Origin of the sequence: Campylobacter concisus (assembly GCF_050447505.1) — a bacterium.
Lineage (GTDB): Bacteria > Campylobacterota > Campylobacteria > Campylobacterales > Campylobacteraceae > Campylobacter_A > Campylobacter_A concisus_BP.
Window position 1 is genome coordinate 266,699 of record NZ_JALMFZ010000001.1, and the last position, 14,721, is coordinate 281,419.

Consider the following 14,721-nt stretch of genomic DNA (forward strand, 5'->3'; position numbering starts at 1 on the left):
ATAACCTAGGGATCCTCCCTAGGGATATCAATCTTCTCGTTGGAAGGACACAAATGAGCCCTTTTTATCATTATCTTTTAAAACACCATGATATGTGAAATGCGATATGAAACACTTAGCTATGATCTTATTTCTCATAACATCTTTATATTCACACGAAGCAAACTGTACGGATATGTTTGGACTCATTTATAATAAAAATTTAAGCGATGTTGAAACGGCTAAGTATATAAAATACTACATAGATGATCTCGGATGTGATGCTAATGCTGGTATAAATTTACCAAATTTAACGATGAAAGCTAGCTTATTAGAATTTGCTTATAGTGCAAATAAACCAAAAAGCATTGACAAACTTTTAGAAAAAGGCGCAGTACCTAATGCATGGTTGGCTGGCTCAATAGGATTAGACTTTTTGCTTTTTTTTGAAGAAAATGGGGTTAAGTTAGAAGGGCAGTCACCAAGCCCTGAGCTACTAGAATTCATAAAAACTCAAAAATATAAAGAATTTAAAGAAGAAAAATTTAAGCTAATCAAAAAACTATTAGATCATGGACAAGATCCGAAAGGCTATATCCTGTTACAGAAAGTACTAATGCTTGTAAATGATGAAAAAGATTTAGAGGATTTATTAAGTTATGGAATTAAAAAGGAATTAGCACAATGAGGCAATTAGCAATAATCATATTTCTTATAACATCTTTATATTCACATGAAGCAAATTGCTTAAATATGTTTGCTGCAATATTTGATAAAAATACAACTGATGAAAATACTGCTAAATACATAGAATATTATATAGACAAACTAGGTTGCGATGCTAATATGACTATTGAAATTCCAGATCTTTCAATAAGACCAAATTTATTAGAGTATGCTTATGATGCAAATAAAACAAAAACTTTTGATACTCTTTTGGCAAAAGGTACAGCCGTTAATGCAAGCTTAGCAACGTCTATAGGTATGAGCTTTGCATTTTTCTTTAGAGAAAACGGTGTCGGTATAGACAATAAAAAAGCAAGCCCTGAGCTACTAGAATTTATAAAAACCTCAAAATATAAAGAATTTAAAGAAGAGAAATTTAAGTTAGTTAAAAAGCTCCTAGAACATGGACAAGATCCAAAAGACTATAAAGTTTTAAAGATTATTCTGAAAATTATAAGTGATGAAAAAGATTTAGAAAAATTATTGAATGGTGGAAATAAATAATGGATTTCTTTAATATTAGTAAAAAAAAGTTAGATACAGCAAACGATAATTTGGAAATAAAAAATTATAAAAAACAAGATACTTTTACAAAATTTAACGAAGTAATTGACAATACTGGTAAGGCATTTGGCGCTTTGGGTTGTAAAACATGTGAGCTTGCTACTGAAGTAGCAAAAACTGGAATAGATGATCAAAAAGAAAAATTTTATAATGAATACAAAGAAGCAAAAAGAGGCGGAATAGAAGAAAGTGTAAAAACTATGCGTAACCTCACAGACGCCGATATCGAAATGTTTGAAAAAAGATTACAAGAAGAAGAAAACGAAAAAAGATTGAAAGAGCAACAAATGGACAAAAACATAACATCACCAACATCATCACTAACTAAGCCAGTTTATCTATTATTTCATGGACAAACTAATGAAATTTAATAAAAAAATAAAAGAAAATATAATAGGTAATTTGCTTAAGAGATACTATGAAGCTCATGATAAGAAGGTTACTATTTTTATTTTGGTAAGTTATTTTATTTTTTCTTTAGGTATCTTTATATTGCCAAGTGATTTGTTAAGCAAGTTTCAAATATGCCAAGAATTTGTAAATTTTATGAAGCAGTATTTTATTAATATAGAAATTTTTAGCGGAGTTAGCTATTTTAAAGAAGAGATAGAATTTTATGTAAGTTATATGTGGGTAGTTGGTTTGTTGTGGGCTTTGGAAGCTGTCTTTTACACGATATGCCGCTTCTTCATTTTTTTTAACAATGAAACATCAGAAATGATTAAAAGACTTGATTTTAAATGGCTGATTTTTGGATTTTCATTTAGTATTTTTGCTATTTATGTATATTACACTGGCTACATAGTGACAGATGGTATAAGCTTTTTTGCTTGGGACTATAGTGTAATGTTTCAAAGTAAGCTTGAAATTTTTATAGTTATCTCTCTTTTTCAAGCTCTTTTTTCAGGGTTTGGCATCTATTTGCTAGCGGTATCAATATTTGTGACCTTTTATAAAATTTTAGGCATAAAAAATATGCATATAGATAATTAAGGACTAAGTATGGCAATTCAGGAAATAAAAGACATAAATAAAACAGCAAATAATAATTTATTAGATCGTTTGGGTACTGTTGCAACAGGGCTTGATGAAGCAACAAAAAGTTTTAGAGATGGTAAAACATTAACATTTGCTGTTGGTATTGTATCTAGCAGGGTTGGAAAAGTATCTGATACTGCAAGTGTTTTACAGTCAATATCTTCGAGCAATCCGACATATGAGGTGCCAAAGGCAGTTGCCAAAGTTTGGGCTGGCATGCAGGGTGCTATTGCAGGGGTAAAAAGTATGAGTAAATTTACAAAGCAACCTCATCTAATAGTTGCTTCTGCAATTGTTGGATCGTATTTAGGACCAAAGGGAGTAGAAAGTTTTATGGATAACTCTAAAGACGCTTTAGATGAGCTGTCAAAAGATATCGCAGATACGGCTTTTGAGGCTAGAGAGCGCCATAAGTCTATCGAAGAACTCAGCAAATGCTTATATGATTTTAAAAAACAGGATTACACTATGACTATAGATAATACATTGAATAATAAAAAAATGCTTATTGATATGCTTAAAAAAGATGATTCTAACGATGCCTTCTCTACTCTTCAGATAGCAAATGAAGCAAATGACAAATTTATTGTCACAAGAGCTGATATAAATGAGAGTTTAGAAGATATATTTAGCATAGAGTGCTTTGCCTATATAAATTTAGTCAAAAATCCGCTTTATGAAAATTTAGAGAGCATATATAATGATAACGCTCAAACTGGCATATATAGGTACCTTGATAAAGGCATGAAGCTAAGCATAAAAAGACCGTCTTCTACAAACAAGAGTATCATCCCAAGCAATAATGGCAGCGACTATATCTACTTTAGCGGTATAGTAAGCGATGTCGAATATCTAGGCGTTGATGACGATAGTAGTACAAATATAGACAAAAAGTACTTCTTCAAATTTAAACTCACATCTTCGCTATATAGACTAAGTATAAATAGAGCAAATAGAATTTACACAGATCAAAGCGTGCTTGAAGTAGTAAAAGAAATTTTGTCTTTTAACAAGCAAAGGCTAACTAAAGAGCTAGACTTCTCAAACATCAAAAATAGCTACAATAAAAAAGAATTTATAGCGCAGTACAACGAAAGTGACCTAGCCTTTATAACAAGACTTTGCCATGATAGCGGTATATATTTTTATGAAGATAATGAGAAAATTTACTTTCACGATACCTTTATCCTAGCTTATAGCAACCAAGCTGAAGGCCTAGCACAAAGCGAGCCGAACAAAGGTAAAGAGGCTAGAAAAGTAAGCTTTAATGTAAATTTAAATAACAATCTCGCAAGCGAACACATAAATAAAATCACAAAGAGCGAAACTCTAAAAGCAAACAGCTTCACCCACTCATTTCAAAACACAGCCTATCCAAACGTGCTAGAGAGCAAAAACGAAAAGATATTTGACGAGCAGGTAAATATCTATGATAAGCATATAAATTTAGATGAGTATTCATTTAGTGATACGAGGTTGCTTGAGGTCAGCACCTATCTTAAAAAGCTAAGAAGCGATATGCTTTTGAAAGAATTTGTTGCTAGCTCAAATGTCTTTGCTCTAAATTTAAACGACAATATCTCGGTCGCCATAGATCAAAGTAGCGGCGAATATGAGTTTAAAATAATAGCTATAAAACACACTTATATAGATGAAAGTGTTTTAGAAAATACCCTAAATTTAGGTGACAATGTCCCTTTAAAAGATAAGAAATTTATAAGCTCATATACAAACGAGCTAAGCATCATCCCAAGCAGCGTTAAATTTGTACCGAGCTATAAACAAAAGCCAAAAGCGCCTGACATCACTCTAGGTCTTGTCGTAGGACAAGATGGGCTAAACAGCCAAACAAACACTATCCATACGGATAGTTACGGCAGAGTAAAGGTAAGACTAAATGCCTTTAGCACACAAGAGCAGATAGATAAAGACGACACCATAAACGCAAGCTATCATAAAAGTGCCTATCTAAGAGTGATCACGCCTATAGCAAGCAACAGCTCTGGCTTCTTTGCGATACCTAGGGTCGGCGATGAGGTGATTATCTCATTTTTGCAAAACGACATAGACAACCCAGTGGTAAGCGGTAGCCTCTATAATGCCTCAAATATGCCACTAGTAAATGTAGATAACAACTACCATCAAACATCGCTTAGCTCGAAAACGATCGGTGCAAACGAGACTGGCATAAACGAGATCACTTTGTCAAACTTAAAAAACAAAGAGCAAATTTATGTAAAAGCTGAGAAAGACTACGACGAGCTAGTAAATAACGACTTTTCTCAAACGATCCTAAACGACAAGAGCTCTCAAGTGCATGGTAGCTACACCGAAAGGGTCAAAAAAGCACACATCCAAACGATAGATCTTGCTAAAAACGTAAATGTCGGTGGCGAATATCTAACGACGGTTGGACTTTCAAAAGATACGGTAGTAGGCGTCTCAAATACACTAAATGTAGCTGTTGATGATACAACTAGAGTTGGTCAAGATAGACATGAGTTTGTCGGCAATGACAAATTTGTCGAGATAAAATCAAACCTCAACACAACCATACACAACGATGAGACTAAAGAGATAAAAGGTACCAAAGAACAAAACATAGATGGTAGCTACAAGCTAAACTCTCAAAAGGGCATAAATGAGTTTAGTAACGAGCACATCGTGCTTCAGGCAAACAACTACATCGACATAAATGCTAAGTCAAATTTCACAACAAAAACAGCCGCGCAGCATACCGAGATGGCAGACTCTAAGTTTAGCGAGATCGAGACGACATACGAGGTCAATGCTAAAAATGAGATCATACACCAAGTAGGTAGCACTAAAGTAACGATAAATGGCTCAAGCGTGGTTATAGAAGTTGGCGGTGTAAAAGCGATATTTGACAGCATGGGACTAAGAGTCATCGGAGGAGATATCAAAGCGTTGTAAAATACATAAAAACCCGTCAGTAATTGGCGGGTTTTTACAAATTTATTAAAAACGATTTAGCTTTTACATAGAGCTTATATAAAAACTATCAAAATTTTAATAGTATTTATGATTGTTATAAACACTAAAAATTTAACCCAAAACCACAATCAAATTTACATAAAACTTTACCTTTACAATATTTTGTAATGTCACACGTTTTTGCTAAAATCGTCCCTTTTAATTTACCTAAAAGGGAGAAAATGAAGAGATATTTAGCCGAGTTTTTTGGCACATTTTGGTTAGTTTTTGGAGGTTGCGGTAGTGCGATATTTGCAGCAGCTTTTCCAGAGCTTGGTATTGGATTTGTAGGTGTTGCGTTTGCTTTTGGTCTTACAGTTCTTACGATGGCTTACGCAGTTGGTCACATCAGTGGCGGACACTTCAACCCTGCTGTCTCAGTTGGCTTACTAGTTGGCGGAAGATTTGACAAAAAAGATCTAGTGCCTTACGTCATCGCACAAGTTATCGGAGCGATCGCTGCTGCTGCCGTGCTATATCTTATCGCTTCAGGTAAGGCTGGATTTGACGCTACTGCAAGCGGTTTTGCTAGCAATGGATACGGCGAGCACTCACCAAATGGCTACAATCTAGTCTCAGCACTTGTTGCAGAGATAGTTCTAACTGCGTTTTTTCTTATCATCATCCTAGGTGCTACTGATGAGCGTGCTCCAAAGGGCTTTGCACCTATCGCCATTGGCCTTGGTTTGACACTTATCCACCTTATCTCGATACCTATCACAAACACATCGGTTAATCCAGCTCGCTCAACTGGCGTTGCGATATTTCAAGGCACTTGGGCACTAGAGCAGCTTTGGCTTTTCTGGGTTGCGCCTATCGTTGGAGCGATCATAGGAGCTATCATTTATAGGATTTTAGGCTGCACATGCGGCTGCAAAAGCGCAAAATAATCAAATTTTATACTTCAAGGGGCGATCTTCGCCCTTTCTACTTCTAAAAATTTAAATAAGTAAAAAGAAATTTATAAGATATTTTTGAGGGGGTCATCTAAGAAATTTAATTCTTAGATGAATAGAGGTTTTAGGCCTTTTTTGTCATCGCCCTAATAGGTATAACAAATATCGCTGCGATGAGGTAAAAAACGATACCAAAAACAGCTGCCATCATAAATATCTCGCCGATATCATAAAAGCTCGACTCAAGCCTAATGGTATCCACGTAATTTATCGCAAACCATAATGCTATGCCAAGAGCGATAGCAAAAACAAAAAATCCCCAAGAAAATAAAAAATTTAAAATCTTAGTCATCAACTTTTCTCCTTTTTGAGTTTATTTATCTACCTTAAATCCGCCGCCAAGTGCCCTATAAACTTCGACCGCGCTATCTACCTCATCAAGCTTTGCAGAGACATCTTGAAGCTTTGCTTGAAGCAAATTTCTCTCCGCATCAAGAAGCTCTAAGTGACCGATATAGCCAGCGTTATACTGATCTTTAGCAAGCGAATAAATTTTTTGCTGAGATTGTAGCAAATTTTTTACCTGATCCAAAGAGAGCTTTGCATTTTGCCTTGAGATAAGGGCATCTCTAACCTCTCCAAGTGCTGATCTAACAGTCGCTTCGTAAGTGATAGCTGCGATTTGCTCGTTTGTCTCAGCAACACGGACGTTGTTTTTTGTCCTGCCGTAGTCAAATATTTTTTGCGCTAAAGAGCCACCTATATTCCAAGTATTGGCATTTCCTACAAATATATTTTCAAAATCAATACTTGTAAAGCCCAAAAGTCCAGTGAGTGAGATCGTAGGGAAATAATCGGCCTTTGCCACACCAACAAGCGCATTTGTAGCTTTTAGATCTGCTAGCGCCTTTGCCACGTCACTTCTTCTAAGCAAAACATCTGAGCTGATGCCAGCCTTTATCTCAGGTGAGCTTGGTAAATTTTGCGCACTAGCAACGGCTCCTTTTAAAATTTCATCATTGCTCTTGCCAGTTAGGATGGCTAGTGAAGTAAGCGCTTGCGACTTTGAGTTTAACACTGAAGTTAGGCTAGTTTTTGCCCTTTCCACTTCAGCTTTACTTTGCAGGTAGGTCATCTCATTTATGCCGCCAAGATCAAGCTGCGTTTTGCGAAGTGCTAACGTATCTTCGTAGGTCTTTAGTGTCTCTTTTAGCACCGCTTCTTGCATGTTTAGTGACACTAGAGCAAAGTAGCTTTTCGCTACACTTGAGCTAAGGCTTAGTCTAGCGCTATCATAGTCAAATTTGCTCGCATTTAAATTTTCATTAGCTGCAAGCACGCTATTTCTTACTCTGCCCCAAAGATCTATCTCGTAGTTTAGTCCTAAATTTATGCTTGAGCTTCTATAACGTGTTTGAGGCTGCCCAGTGTAAGTTTCACCACTGGTCTTTGCCTTGGTATAACTTACATTTAAATTTACCCCCGGTAGCAAGTCAGCCTCAGCAATGCCAAGACTTGCTTTTGCTTTTTGCAAATTTAAATATGCAATGCGTAAATTTGTATTTTTCTCAAGTGCACTTTCGACTAGAGAATTTAAATTTTCATCGTGAAATTCTTTCCACCAAAGATCTCTTATGTCGCTTGTCTCGAAAGTGTATGTTGAGGTGAAATTTGTATCCACATTTGGCATATCTGGGCGAAACGAGCAACCAGCCAAAAACGCCGCTGTTATAAGTATAAACGCCTTATTTCTCATCTTTTTTTGCTCCCTTTTTCCAGTATTTTTCATTTAAAGTTTCAAGCAAATAGTAAAACATAGGCACGAAAAATATCGCTATCGTAGTAGAAGCGATCATGCCGCCAACCACGCCAGTTCCTAGTGAGTGGCGAGATGCAGCGCCTGCACCTGTGCTTATAACCATCGGGAAAACGCCTAGTGTAAAAGCGATAGATGTCATAACGATAGGTCTAAAGCGAAGTTTTGCCGCATTTACAGCTGAGTCAAATATACTCTTTCCGCTCTCACGCTCTTGCATAGCAAATTCTACGATCAAGATGGCGTTTTTGGCCGCCAGACCGATGAGTAGCAAAAGACCGATCTCAAAGTAGATGTCGTTTGTTAGCCCTCTTATCCAAACAGCTAGCAACGAGCCAAATACCGCAAATGGCACGGCTGTGATAACCGCAAGTGGGATGAGCCATCTTTCGTACTGAGCAGCAAGGATCAAAAAGACAAATACCATACCAAAGATAAAGGCGACCGTGCCTGTTCCTTGAGAATTTACCTCTTGATACGCAGTTCCAGCCCAGCTTATAGCGTAGTCGTCGCTACTTAGCGTGTCATTTACGACCTCTTGGATCGCTCTTATCGCATCACCTGATGTGTAGCCAGGTTTTGGATCGCCCATGATCTTAGCCGCTGGAAAGAGGTTAAATCTATCAACGATATCAGGTCCGATCGATCTTGTGAGCGTCGCTACTGAATTTAATGGCACCATGCCACCATCATTTGAGCGAACAAAAATTTTTCTTAGATCCTCAGGGTTGTTTCTAAAGTTATCACTTGCTCTTGCATATACGCGGTATGATTTACCTGCAAGGTTGAAGTCGTTTATGTAGTAAGAGCCAAAGCTAGCTGCTATCGTGCTAAAAATTTCGCTCTCGCTTACGCCAAATAGCCTTGCTTTTTCTTTATCAACCGTTATCTTAAACTGGCGGTAGTTTGTCTCAAGCGTCGTTCTCACGCCAGTTAGCTCAGGTCTTGCGTTTGCTGCTGCAGTTACCTTTCTAGCGTCCGCTTCTATCTCGTTGTAGCTTTTGCCGCTCTTGTTTTGTAGATACATCTCAAAGCCGCCAGTCATTGATAGACCCATGATAGGTGGTACGTTTACGACGAAGGTCATCGAGTTTTTAGAGCCCCAAAGCATGCCGTTAAACTGACCTACTAAAGCATCTGCGCCGTCTGTTGCACCTTTTCTTTCATTCCAGTCTTTTAGCTTGACAAAGCTAATGGCTGAGTTTTCTCTAAGTGAGCTAGCGAGCATATCATAGCCCGCAAAGCCCATGGTAAATTCGACATTTGGATTGCTTAAAATGGCGTTACTGATAGATTTTACCTCTTCTTTAGTCTTTAGCATATTTGTTGAAGGTGGAAGTGAGGTGATAACCATCAAAGCACCCTTGTCTTCTGAAGGCACAAGCCCTTTTGGCACCTTTTGAAACAAGCCATACGTTGCAAATCCCATTATGCCAATGACTATAAAGCTAATGATGACGTGTTTTAAAATTTTTGCCACGCCTGCTGTAAAGAGCCTAGTGCTAAAGTCAAAAAAGTCGTTAAATTTCTGAACTATCCAAAATGGCTTGTTCTCTTGTTTTTTAAGCATAACCGCACAAAGTGCTGGCGTAAGAGTAAGAGCGACAAAGCCTGAGATACAAACGGCGACAACAAGTGTTAGCGCAAACTGCTTTTGTATAACGCCAACAAAGCCCTCCATAAATGAAACTGGCACGAAAACCGCGCAAAGCACGAGCACGATAGAGATGACTGGGGTTTGTACCTCCTCCATCGCCTTAAACGTGGCGTCTTTTACGCTTATTTCTTTATCTTCATGCAAAATTCTTTCAACGTTTTCTATAACGATGATCGCGTCATCTACGACGATACCGATGGCTAGGATCAGGGCAAAAAGTGTGATCAAATTTATACTAAAGCCCATCACATAAAGCCCGCCAAATGTGCCTATGATAGAGACTGGTACGGCAAGCATTGGTATGATGGTAGCTCTAAAGCTCTTTAAGAAGAAGTACATTACGATAAGAACGAGCAACATCGCTTCTATGAAAGTTTTTATAACCTCATTGATAGATACGGTGATAAATTCAGTTGGGTTGTAGGCTATGGTGTGCTCTAGGCCAACTGGGTAGGTTTTCTTTAGCTCTTCAAGCTTTGCTTTAACCGCTTCAGCAGTTGCAAGTGCGTTTGCGTCGTTTTGTAAAAATAGTAAAAGTGGCACTGCTGGTTTGCCATTTAGCATAGCATCTGATGCGTAGCTAGCAGCTCCAAGCTCGACAGTGGCGACCTCTTTTAGTTTTACAATGCTGCCGCTTTCACTTTTTATCAAAATTTCGCCAAACTGCTTTGGATCTTTAAAACGACCTTCAGAAACGACAGAATAAACATAAGGATTTTCACCCTTTGATGGCTGCTCGCCGATCTTGCCTGCTGCGTATTGTGAGTTTTGAATTTTTACTTGAGAGATGACGTCACTTGGAGTTAGTTTAAACTGAGCAAGTCTGTCTGGCTTTAGCCAAATTCTCATTGAGTACTCTTTGTTGCCAATGAGCGCTGTATCGCCGATACCATTTACTCTTTTGATCTCGTCGGCGATGTTTAAATTTACATAGTTATATAGCTCAACTAGGTTCATATTTGGATTTGTAAAGCCAACTACTTGAAGGATCGAGCCGCTTCTTTCACGCACCGTTACGCCCATATTTTGCACCTCTTGAGGTAGCCTTGAAAGGGCAGCTTGCACGCGGTTATTTACATCTATCGTAGCTTGTTTTGACGATGAGCCGATCTTAAAATAGACGCTTATATTCATAGTGCCTGCAGAGCTTGATGTGCTTTGCATATAGAGCATATTTTCAACACCATTTATCTGATCCTCAATGGCACTTGCGACTGAGTCAGCGATAGTTTGCGCATCAGCGCCGCTATATGTCGCACTTACAGAGACAGTAGGCGGAGTAAGACTTGGATACTCCTCTATAGGAAGCCCCTTGATACCCATAAAACCTGCTATAACTATGATGATAGATATAACAGTTGCAAATATCGGGCGGTTTATGAAAAATCTTGAAAACATCTATCTGCCTTTACTTGCTACTTGTAGCGTTTGCATCTTTGTTTAAGAAATTTGCGCTTAAGTCTTTATCAGTTTCAACTGGTGCGCCAACTCCGATTTTAAGGAAGTTATTAACTATTATCTTATCGCCCTCTTCAAGGCCCTCAGTCACTACGACCATATCCTTTGTTTGGTAGCTAGTTTTTACATTTTTTTGGCTTACTTTGCCATCTTTTACGACTAAAACATAAGTGTTTGTAGCGCTTTGCTGAAGGGCGACTTGTGGGATGTTAAAGGCATTTTTTTGAACAAATCCACTCATCTTTATATGACCAAACGCACCTGGCAAAATTTTGCCATCGCTGTTATCAAAGCTGGCCTTTGCCAAAACGCTGCCAGTCGCGGTATTTACGACGTTATCTATAAATGTCACTTTGCCAGTGAAATTTTCATTGTTTAAATTTAAGATAGCCTCGCTATTTAGTTGCTGCCAAGCGCCGTTATCTAAATTTGCTTTTCTACTTAGATTATCCACATCTGCGATGTAAAAGTCAGCCTCGATCGGATTTATCTTTGTTAGTCTTACAAGCTGAGTTTGGCTTGCTGTTACAAGTGAGCCAACATCTACTTTATTATCGCCAACAACGCCGTCAAATGGAGCCGTGATAGTTGTATAGCCAAGATCGATCTTGGCATTTTTTAAAGTTGCTTTTGCGCTTACTAAAGTTGCATTTGCGATGTCGTAAGCCGCAACAGCTGCGTCGTAGTCTTTTTGAGAGACTGCATTTTTCTTATATAGAGCAGAAATTCTTTTAAACTCAGTCTGCGCATTTTTTAAATTTGCATTTGCCACGCCAACAGCTGCGTCAAGCGAGTCAAAGCTAGCCTCGTATTTTTCTGGATCTATCAAAAATAGCTTATCCCCAGCCTTTACCTTATCGCCTGGCTTAAAAAACTGCTTTATGATCGTGCCACTAACTTTTGGATAGATTATGACATCTTGGTTGCTAGTAACTGTGGCCGTGTAGTCAAAGCTAATAGGCACATCTGCTTTTTGTGCAACGAAAATATCAACGTGAGATGGTGGCATTTGACGGCCTGCAGCAGCCTTTTTGTCGCCACTTTCAAAGCAGCCAGAAAAGAAAAAAACGGCAGCTGAGAGCACAAGAAAACTTTTAAATTTCAACATAAAAACCTCTCTTAATTTTAAATTTTAATCCCAAGTTTAGTTTTGTAATAATCATTACAAAATTTTAAAAGTCCCTGATTTTAACCAAAAATAAATTAAAAATCAATTTTATTTTTGGTAATTCCATTTAAAAATAGCTCCACGCACAAAGCAACGTGCTCTTCGCGTTCTTTTTTGCTTAGTTTTGGCTCCTCGTCTAATATGAGGGCGTTGTAGTAATGTGACCCCTTTACATTTTCTATAAAGCATTTTGCGGCAAATTTGGCTGGAAATTTTGGATTTAGCTGGGATTTTATCTCATCTCTTTCAAAGAAATTTATAAGCACAAGGTCGATCTTATTTAAAATTTGATCTAAAAAAGCCCTGCCAAGTTTGCCACCATTTTTCGAGCCTTCGCTCATCATTATCCTACCAAGTGAGATATTTTTCTTGTTGCAGACGATAGAGAAGATAATGGTTGCAAATTTGGTTAAAAACTCCTCTAAGCTATGAGAAATTTTAAGATCTATCTTTTCATCGATCTCTTTTATAAAGTCATCTATCTCTTGCTCTATGATCGCCTTAAAAAGCCCCTCTTTGTTCTCAAAAAATGTATAAATGCTAGCTAGCGAGCCGCCACTAATTGCGACGATATCGCTTAGGCTAGTTTTTTCGTAGCCATTTTTCAAAAACAGCTCAAGCGCCGTTTTTACGATGAGTTCGTATCTTTTTCTGCCCTTTTCTGTCGCCATTTCACTTCTCGCTAAATTTTCGCCATTTTATCATCTTTTAGGGTAGATAAAAGTGCTCTGCCTTTGCACGCTGATAGTTGGCTCGTCAGTGGCGTAAGCTTTTATATTTATATGTTTTAAAAGATCTTTTTCGCTTGTGTTTTCATTTTTTGATTTTAGCGTGACGATGACCTTTTGTTTTGCGCCAGCTTTTAGCGTAAAAGGCTTATTTGGACGAGAAATTTCTATGCTTTTATCATCTATCTCAAAGTAAAATTTATGCTCTTTGCTTTGGGTATTTTGTACCAAAAAAACGTAAGAATTTTCAACCTCACCTTGATCTAAAACCTTGTAAAGCTCGCTTGTTCTATTTATATTTAAAAGCATGCTCTCTTTTTTGCCACTCATCAGCGCCGCAGCTATCAAAACTACGCACAAAATGACAAGATAAGCAACCGTTCTAAATCTAAAAATTTTCACCTTTTTATTTTCATTTTGAGAATTTATACTTCTCCACTCGATGAGCGAGCTTTCGTTAAAATGCCCCATCACTTTAGCGCACGCGTCGCTACACTCAAGGCAGTTTATACACTCAAGCTGCATGCCCTTTCTTATATCTATATGCGTCGGGCATATCCTCACGCAGGCCTCGCACCCAGTGCAAAGCGCGCCTTCTTCTTTTGGCTTTTTAAATTTCTCTTTGCCATCATATATGACGCCGCCTCGTTTTTGATTGTAGATAACTTGTATCGTGTCGCTATCAAACATAACTGACTGCACCCTCGCATACGGGCAGACATAGACGCAGAAATTCTCTTTTAAAATGACCACGTCATAGACTAGCCAAGCAGCGATGCTAAGCCAAAATGCAAGTAAAATTTTATGTTCGCTTACATCATTTAGATAAGCGAAAAAATCAAGTGGCGGCACAAAAAACCACATAAAATTTGCAGCTATGATAAGGGCTAAAACGCACCAAATTCCAACTGCTAATGCACGCTTAAAAATTTGACCTTGTGGCTCATTTTGTTTGTTTTGGATATTTTTTCTGATCTTTAAAATTTTAGTCTGCAAAAGGTCACGAAAGAGCGTTCTAAAAATGGTTTGCGGACAGCTCCAACCGCACCAGACGCGCCCTGCAAGCGTCGTTAAGAAAAATATGCTTAAAAACAAAGTGATAAACAAAAACGGCATCAAATATAGCTCTTGCATATCAAATTTTGTAAAAAATAGATCAACCCTGCTCTTATCAAAACTTAGCAAAAATAGCTGCGCGTCATTTATCCTGATAAATGGCAAAATAAATACAAATAGCGTGATACAGGCAAAAAAAATGTAACGCCTCTTGGCGTAGCTAAAATGAACATCCTTTGACATGGTGAGCCTTTTTTGAAATTTTAAGATTATAAATTTTGGGTTATTAAAAAAGTATTAAATATTTTAATTTTGCCTAAAAGCTTAAATTTATGAAAGTTAAACTATACTCACGGCTTATTTTAATCTGAAAGGTGGTGAGGACGTTGCCTGGTATTAAGGTACATCCTAACGAGTCATTTGACGAGGGTTACAGAAAGTTTAAAAAACAAACTGACCGTAATTTAGTCGTTACTGAAGCAAGAGCTAGACGCTTCTTTGAGCCAAAGACTGAGATCCGCAAGAAACAAAAAATTGCAGCTCGCAAGAAAATGCTTAAACGTCTTTATATGCTTAGACGCTACGAGTCAAGACTCTAAAACCAAGACAAAGAGGGCTTTGCTCTCTTTGTTTAACTCTTC

General features: G+C 37.7%; 13 protein-coding genes. 7 read left to right on the forward strand and 6 right to left on the reverse strand.

From position 1 onward, the window contains the following. The first annotated feature begins 106 nt into the window (after positions 1 to 106). The 6 genes from MTT09_RS01305 to aqpZ all read left to right on the forward strand — a co-directional run bounded on the left by MTT09_RS01305 (position 107) and on the right by aqpZ (position 6,191). Positions 107 to 667: a hypothetical protein gene (locus MTT09_RS01305; protein WP_429802090.1), complete on the forward strand. Its 561-nt coding sequence runs from the start codon at positions 107 to 109 to the stop codon at positions 665 to 667. Next, entirely contained in the window at positions 664 to 1,209 is a 546-nt protein-coding gene (locus tag MTT09_RS01310) for a hypothetical protein (protein ID WP_429802092.1), read from the forward strand. Before MTT09_RS01305 ends, MTT09_RS01310 begins: the two co-directional genes overlap by 4 nt. After that, on the forward strand, positions 1,209 to 1,640 hold the full coding sequence (locus tag MTT09_RS01315; RefSeq protein ID WP_429802094.1) for a hypothetical protein: 432 nt from the start codon (positions 1,209 to 1,211) through the stop codon (positions 1,638 to 1,640). The genes MTT09_RS01310 and MTT09_RS01315 overlap by 1 nt, the downstream gene beginning before the upstream one ends. Further along, positions 1,630 to 2,262 carry a hypothetical protein gene (locus tag MTT09_RS01320; RefSeq protein WP_429802096.1) on the forward strand — a complete coding sequence of 211 codons (633 nt, stop codon included), beginning with the start codon at positions 1,630 to 1,632 and terminating at the stop codon, positions 2,260 to 2,262. Before MTT09_RS01315 ends, MTT09_RS01320 begins: the two co-directional genes overlap by 11 nt. A gap of 9 nt (positions 2,263 to 2,271) precedes the next feature. Beyond that, on the forward strand, positions 2,272 to 5,241 hold the full coding sequence (locus MTT09_RS01325) for a type VI secretion system Vgr family protein (protein WP_429802098.1): 2,970 nt from the start codon (positions 2,272 to 2,274) through the stop codon (positions 5,239 to 5,241). A 242-nt stretch (positions 5,242 to 5,483) separates the two neighbouring features. Further along, positions 5,484 to 6,191, forward strand: a complete 708-nt coding sequence (gene aqpZ / locus MTT09_RS01330; protein ID WP_103598932.1) for an aquaporin Z — start codon at positions 5,484 to 5,486, stop codon at positions 6,189 to 6,191. A 130-nt stretch (positions 6,192 to 6,321) separates the two neighbouring features. On the opposite strand, the gene MTT09_RS01335 is transcribed toward aqpZ, so the two are convergent. The 6 genes from MTT09_RS01335 to ccoG all read right to left on the reverse strand — a co-directional run bounded on the left by MTT09_RS01335 (position 6,322) and on the right by ccoG (position 14,323). Next, positions 6,322 to 6,549, reverse strand: a complete 228-nt coding sequence (locus MTT09_RS01335; RefSeq protein WP_103645900.1) for an ATP-binding protein — start codon at positions 6,547 to 6,549, stop codon at positions 6,322 to 6,324. Positions 6,550 to 6,570: 21 nt separating this feature from the next. Beyond that, positions 6,571 to 7,953 (reverse strand): efflux transporter outer membrane subunit, encoded by a 1,383-nt coding sequence (locus MTT09_RS01340; protein ID WP_429803692.1) that lies wholly within the window; start codon positions 7,951 to 7,953, stop codon positions 6,571 to 6,573. Continuing rightward, positions 7,943 to 11,068: an efflux RND transporter permease subunit gene (locus tag MTT09_RS01345; RefSeq protein ID WP_429802100.1), complete on the reverse strand. Its 3,126-nt coding sequence runs from the start codon at positions 11,066 to 11,068 to the stop codon at positions 7,943 to 7,945. Before MTT09_RS01345 ends, MTT09_RS01340 begins: the two co-directional genes overlap by 11 nt. A 10-nt stretch (positions 11,069 to 11,078) precedes the next feature. Further along, a complete protein-coding gene (locus tag MTT09_RS01350; RefSeq protein ID WP_429802102.1) occupies positions 11,079 to 12,236 on the reverse strand; it encodes an efflux RND transporter periplasmic adaptor subunit in 1,158 nt (385 codons plus the stop codon). A 95-nt stretch (positions 12,237 to 12,331) separates the two neighbouring features. Beyond that, positions 12,332 to 12,967, reverse strand: a complete 636-nt coding sequence (locus tag MTT09_RS01355; protein ID WP_429802104.1) for a TetR/AcrR family transcriptional regulator — start codon at positions 12,965 to 12,967, stop codon at positions 12,332 to 12,334. 30 nt (positions 12,968 to 12,997) lie between these two features. After that, a complete protein-coding gene (gene ccoG / locus MTT09_RS01360) occupies positions 12,998 to 14,323 on the reverse strand; it encodes a cytochrome c oxidase accessory protein CcoG (RefSeq protein WP_429802106.1) in 1,326 nt (441 codons plus the stop codon). A gap of 143 nt (positions 14,324 to 14,466) precedes the next feature. Between ccoG and rpsU the strand changes: the two genes are divergently transcribed. After that, positions 14,467 to 14,679 carry a 30S ribosomal protein S21 gene (gene rpsU / locus MTT09_RS01365; RefSeq protein WP_009294994.1) on the forward strand — a complete coding sequence of 71 codons (213 nt, stop codon included), beginning with the start codon at positions 14,467 to 14,469 and terminating at the stop codon, positions 14,677 to 14,679. Positions 14,680 to 14,721 lie beyond the last annotated feature (42 nt).

Excerpts from the sequence above, each read along its gene's own strand:
- MTT09_RS01305 (WP_429802090.1), top strand. The coding sequence starts at position 107 with ATGAAACACTTAGCTATGATCTTATTTCTCATAACATCTTTATATTCA.
- MTT09_RS01310 (WP_429802092.1), top strand. The coding sequence starts at position 664 with ATGAGGCAATTAGCAATAATCATATTTCTTATAACATCTTTATATTCA.
- MTT09_RS01315 (WP_429802094.1), top strand. The coding sequence starts at position 1,209 with ATGGATTTCTTTAATATTAGTAAAAAAAAGTTAGATACAGCAAACGAT.
- MTT09_RS01320 (WP_429802096.1), top strand. The coding sequence starts at position 1,630 with ATGAAATTTAATAAAAAAATAAAAGAAAATATAATAGGTAATTTGCTT.
- MTT09_RS01325 (WP_429802098.1), top strand. The coding sequence starts at position 2,272 with ATGGCAATTCAGGAAATAAAAGACATAAATAAAACAGCAAATAATAAT.
- aqpZ (WP_103598932.1), top strand. The coding sequence starts at position 5,484 with ATGAAGAGATATTTAGCCGAGTTTTTTGGCACATTTTGGTTAGTTTTT.
- MTT09_RS01335 (WP_103645900.1), bottom strand. The coding sequence starts at position 6,549 with ATGACTAAGATTTTAAATTTTTTATTTTCTTGGGGATTTTTTGTTTTT.
- MTT09_RS01340 (WP_429803692.1), bottom strand. The coding sequence starts at position 7,953 with ATGAGAAATAAGGCGTTTATACTTATAACAGCGGCGTTTTTGGCTGGT.
- MTT09_RS01345 (WP_429802100.1), bottom strand. The coding sequence starts at position 11,068 with ATGTTTTCAAGATTTTTCATAAACCGCCCGATATTTGCAACTGTTATA.
- MTT09_RS01350 (WP_429802102.1), bottom strand. The coding sequence starts at position 12,236 with ATGTTGAAATTTAAAAGTTTTCTTGTGCTCTCAGCTGCCGTTTTTTTC.
- MTT09_RS01355 (WP_429802104.1), bottom strand. The coding sequence starts at position 12,967 with ATGGCGACAGAAAAGGGCAGAAAAAGATACGAACTCATCGTAAAAACG.
- ccoG (WP_429802106.1), bottom strand. The coding sequence starts at position 14,323 with ATGTCAAAGGATGTTCATTTTAGCTACGCCAAGAGGCGTTACATTTTT.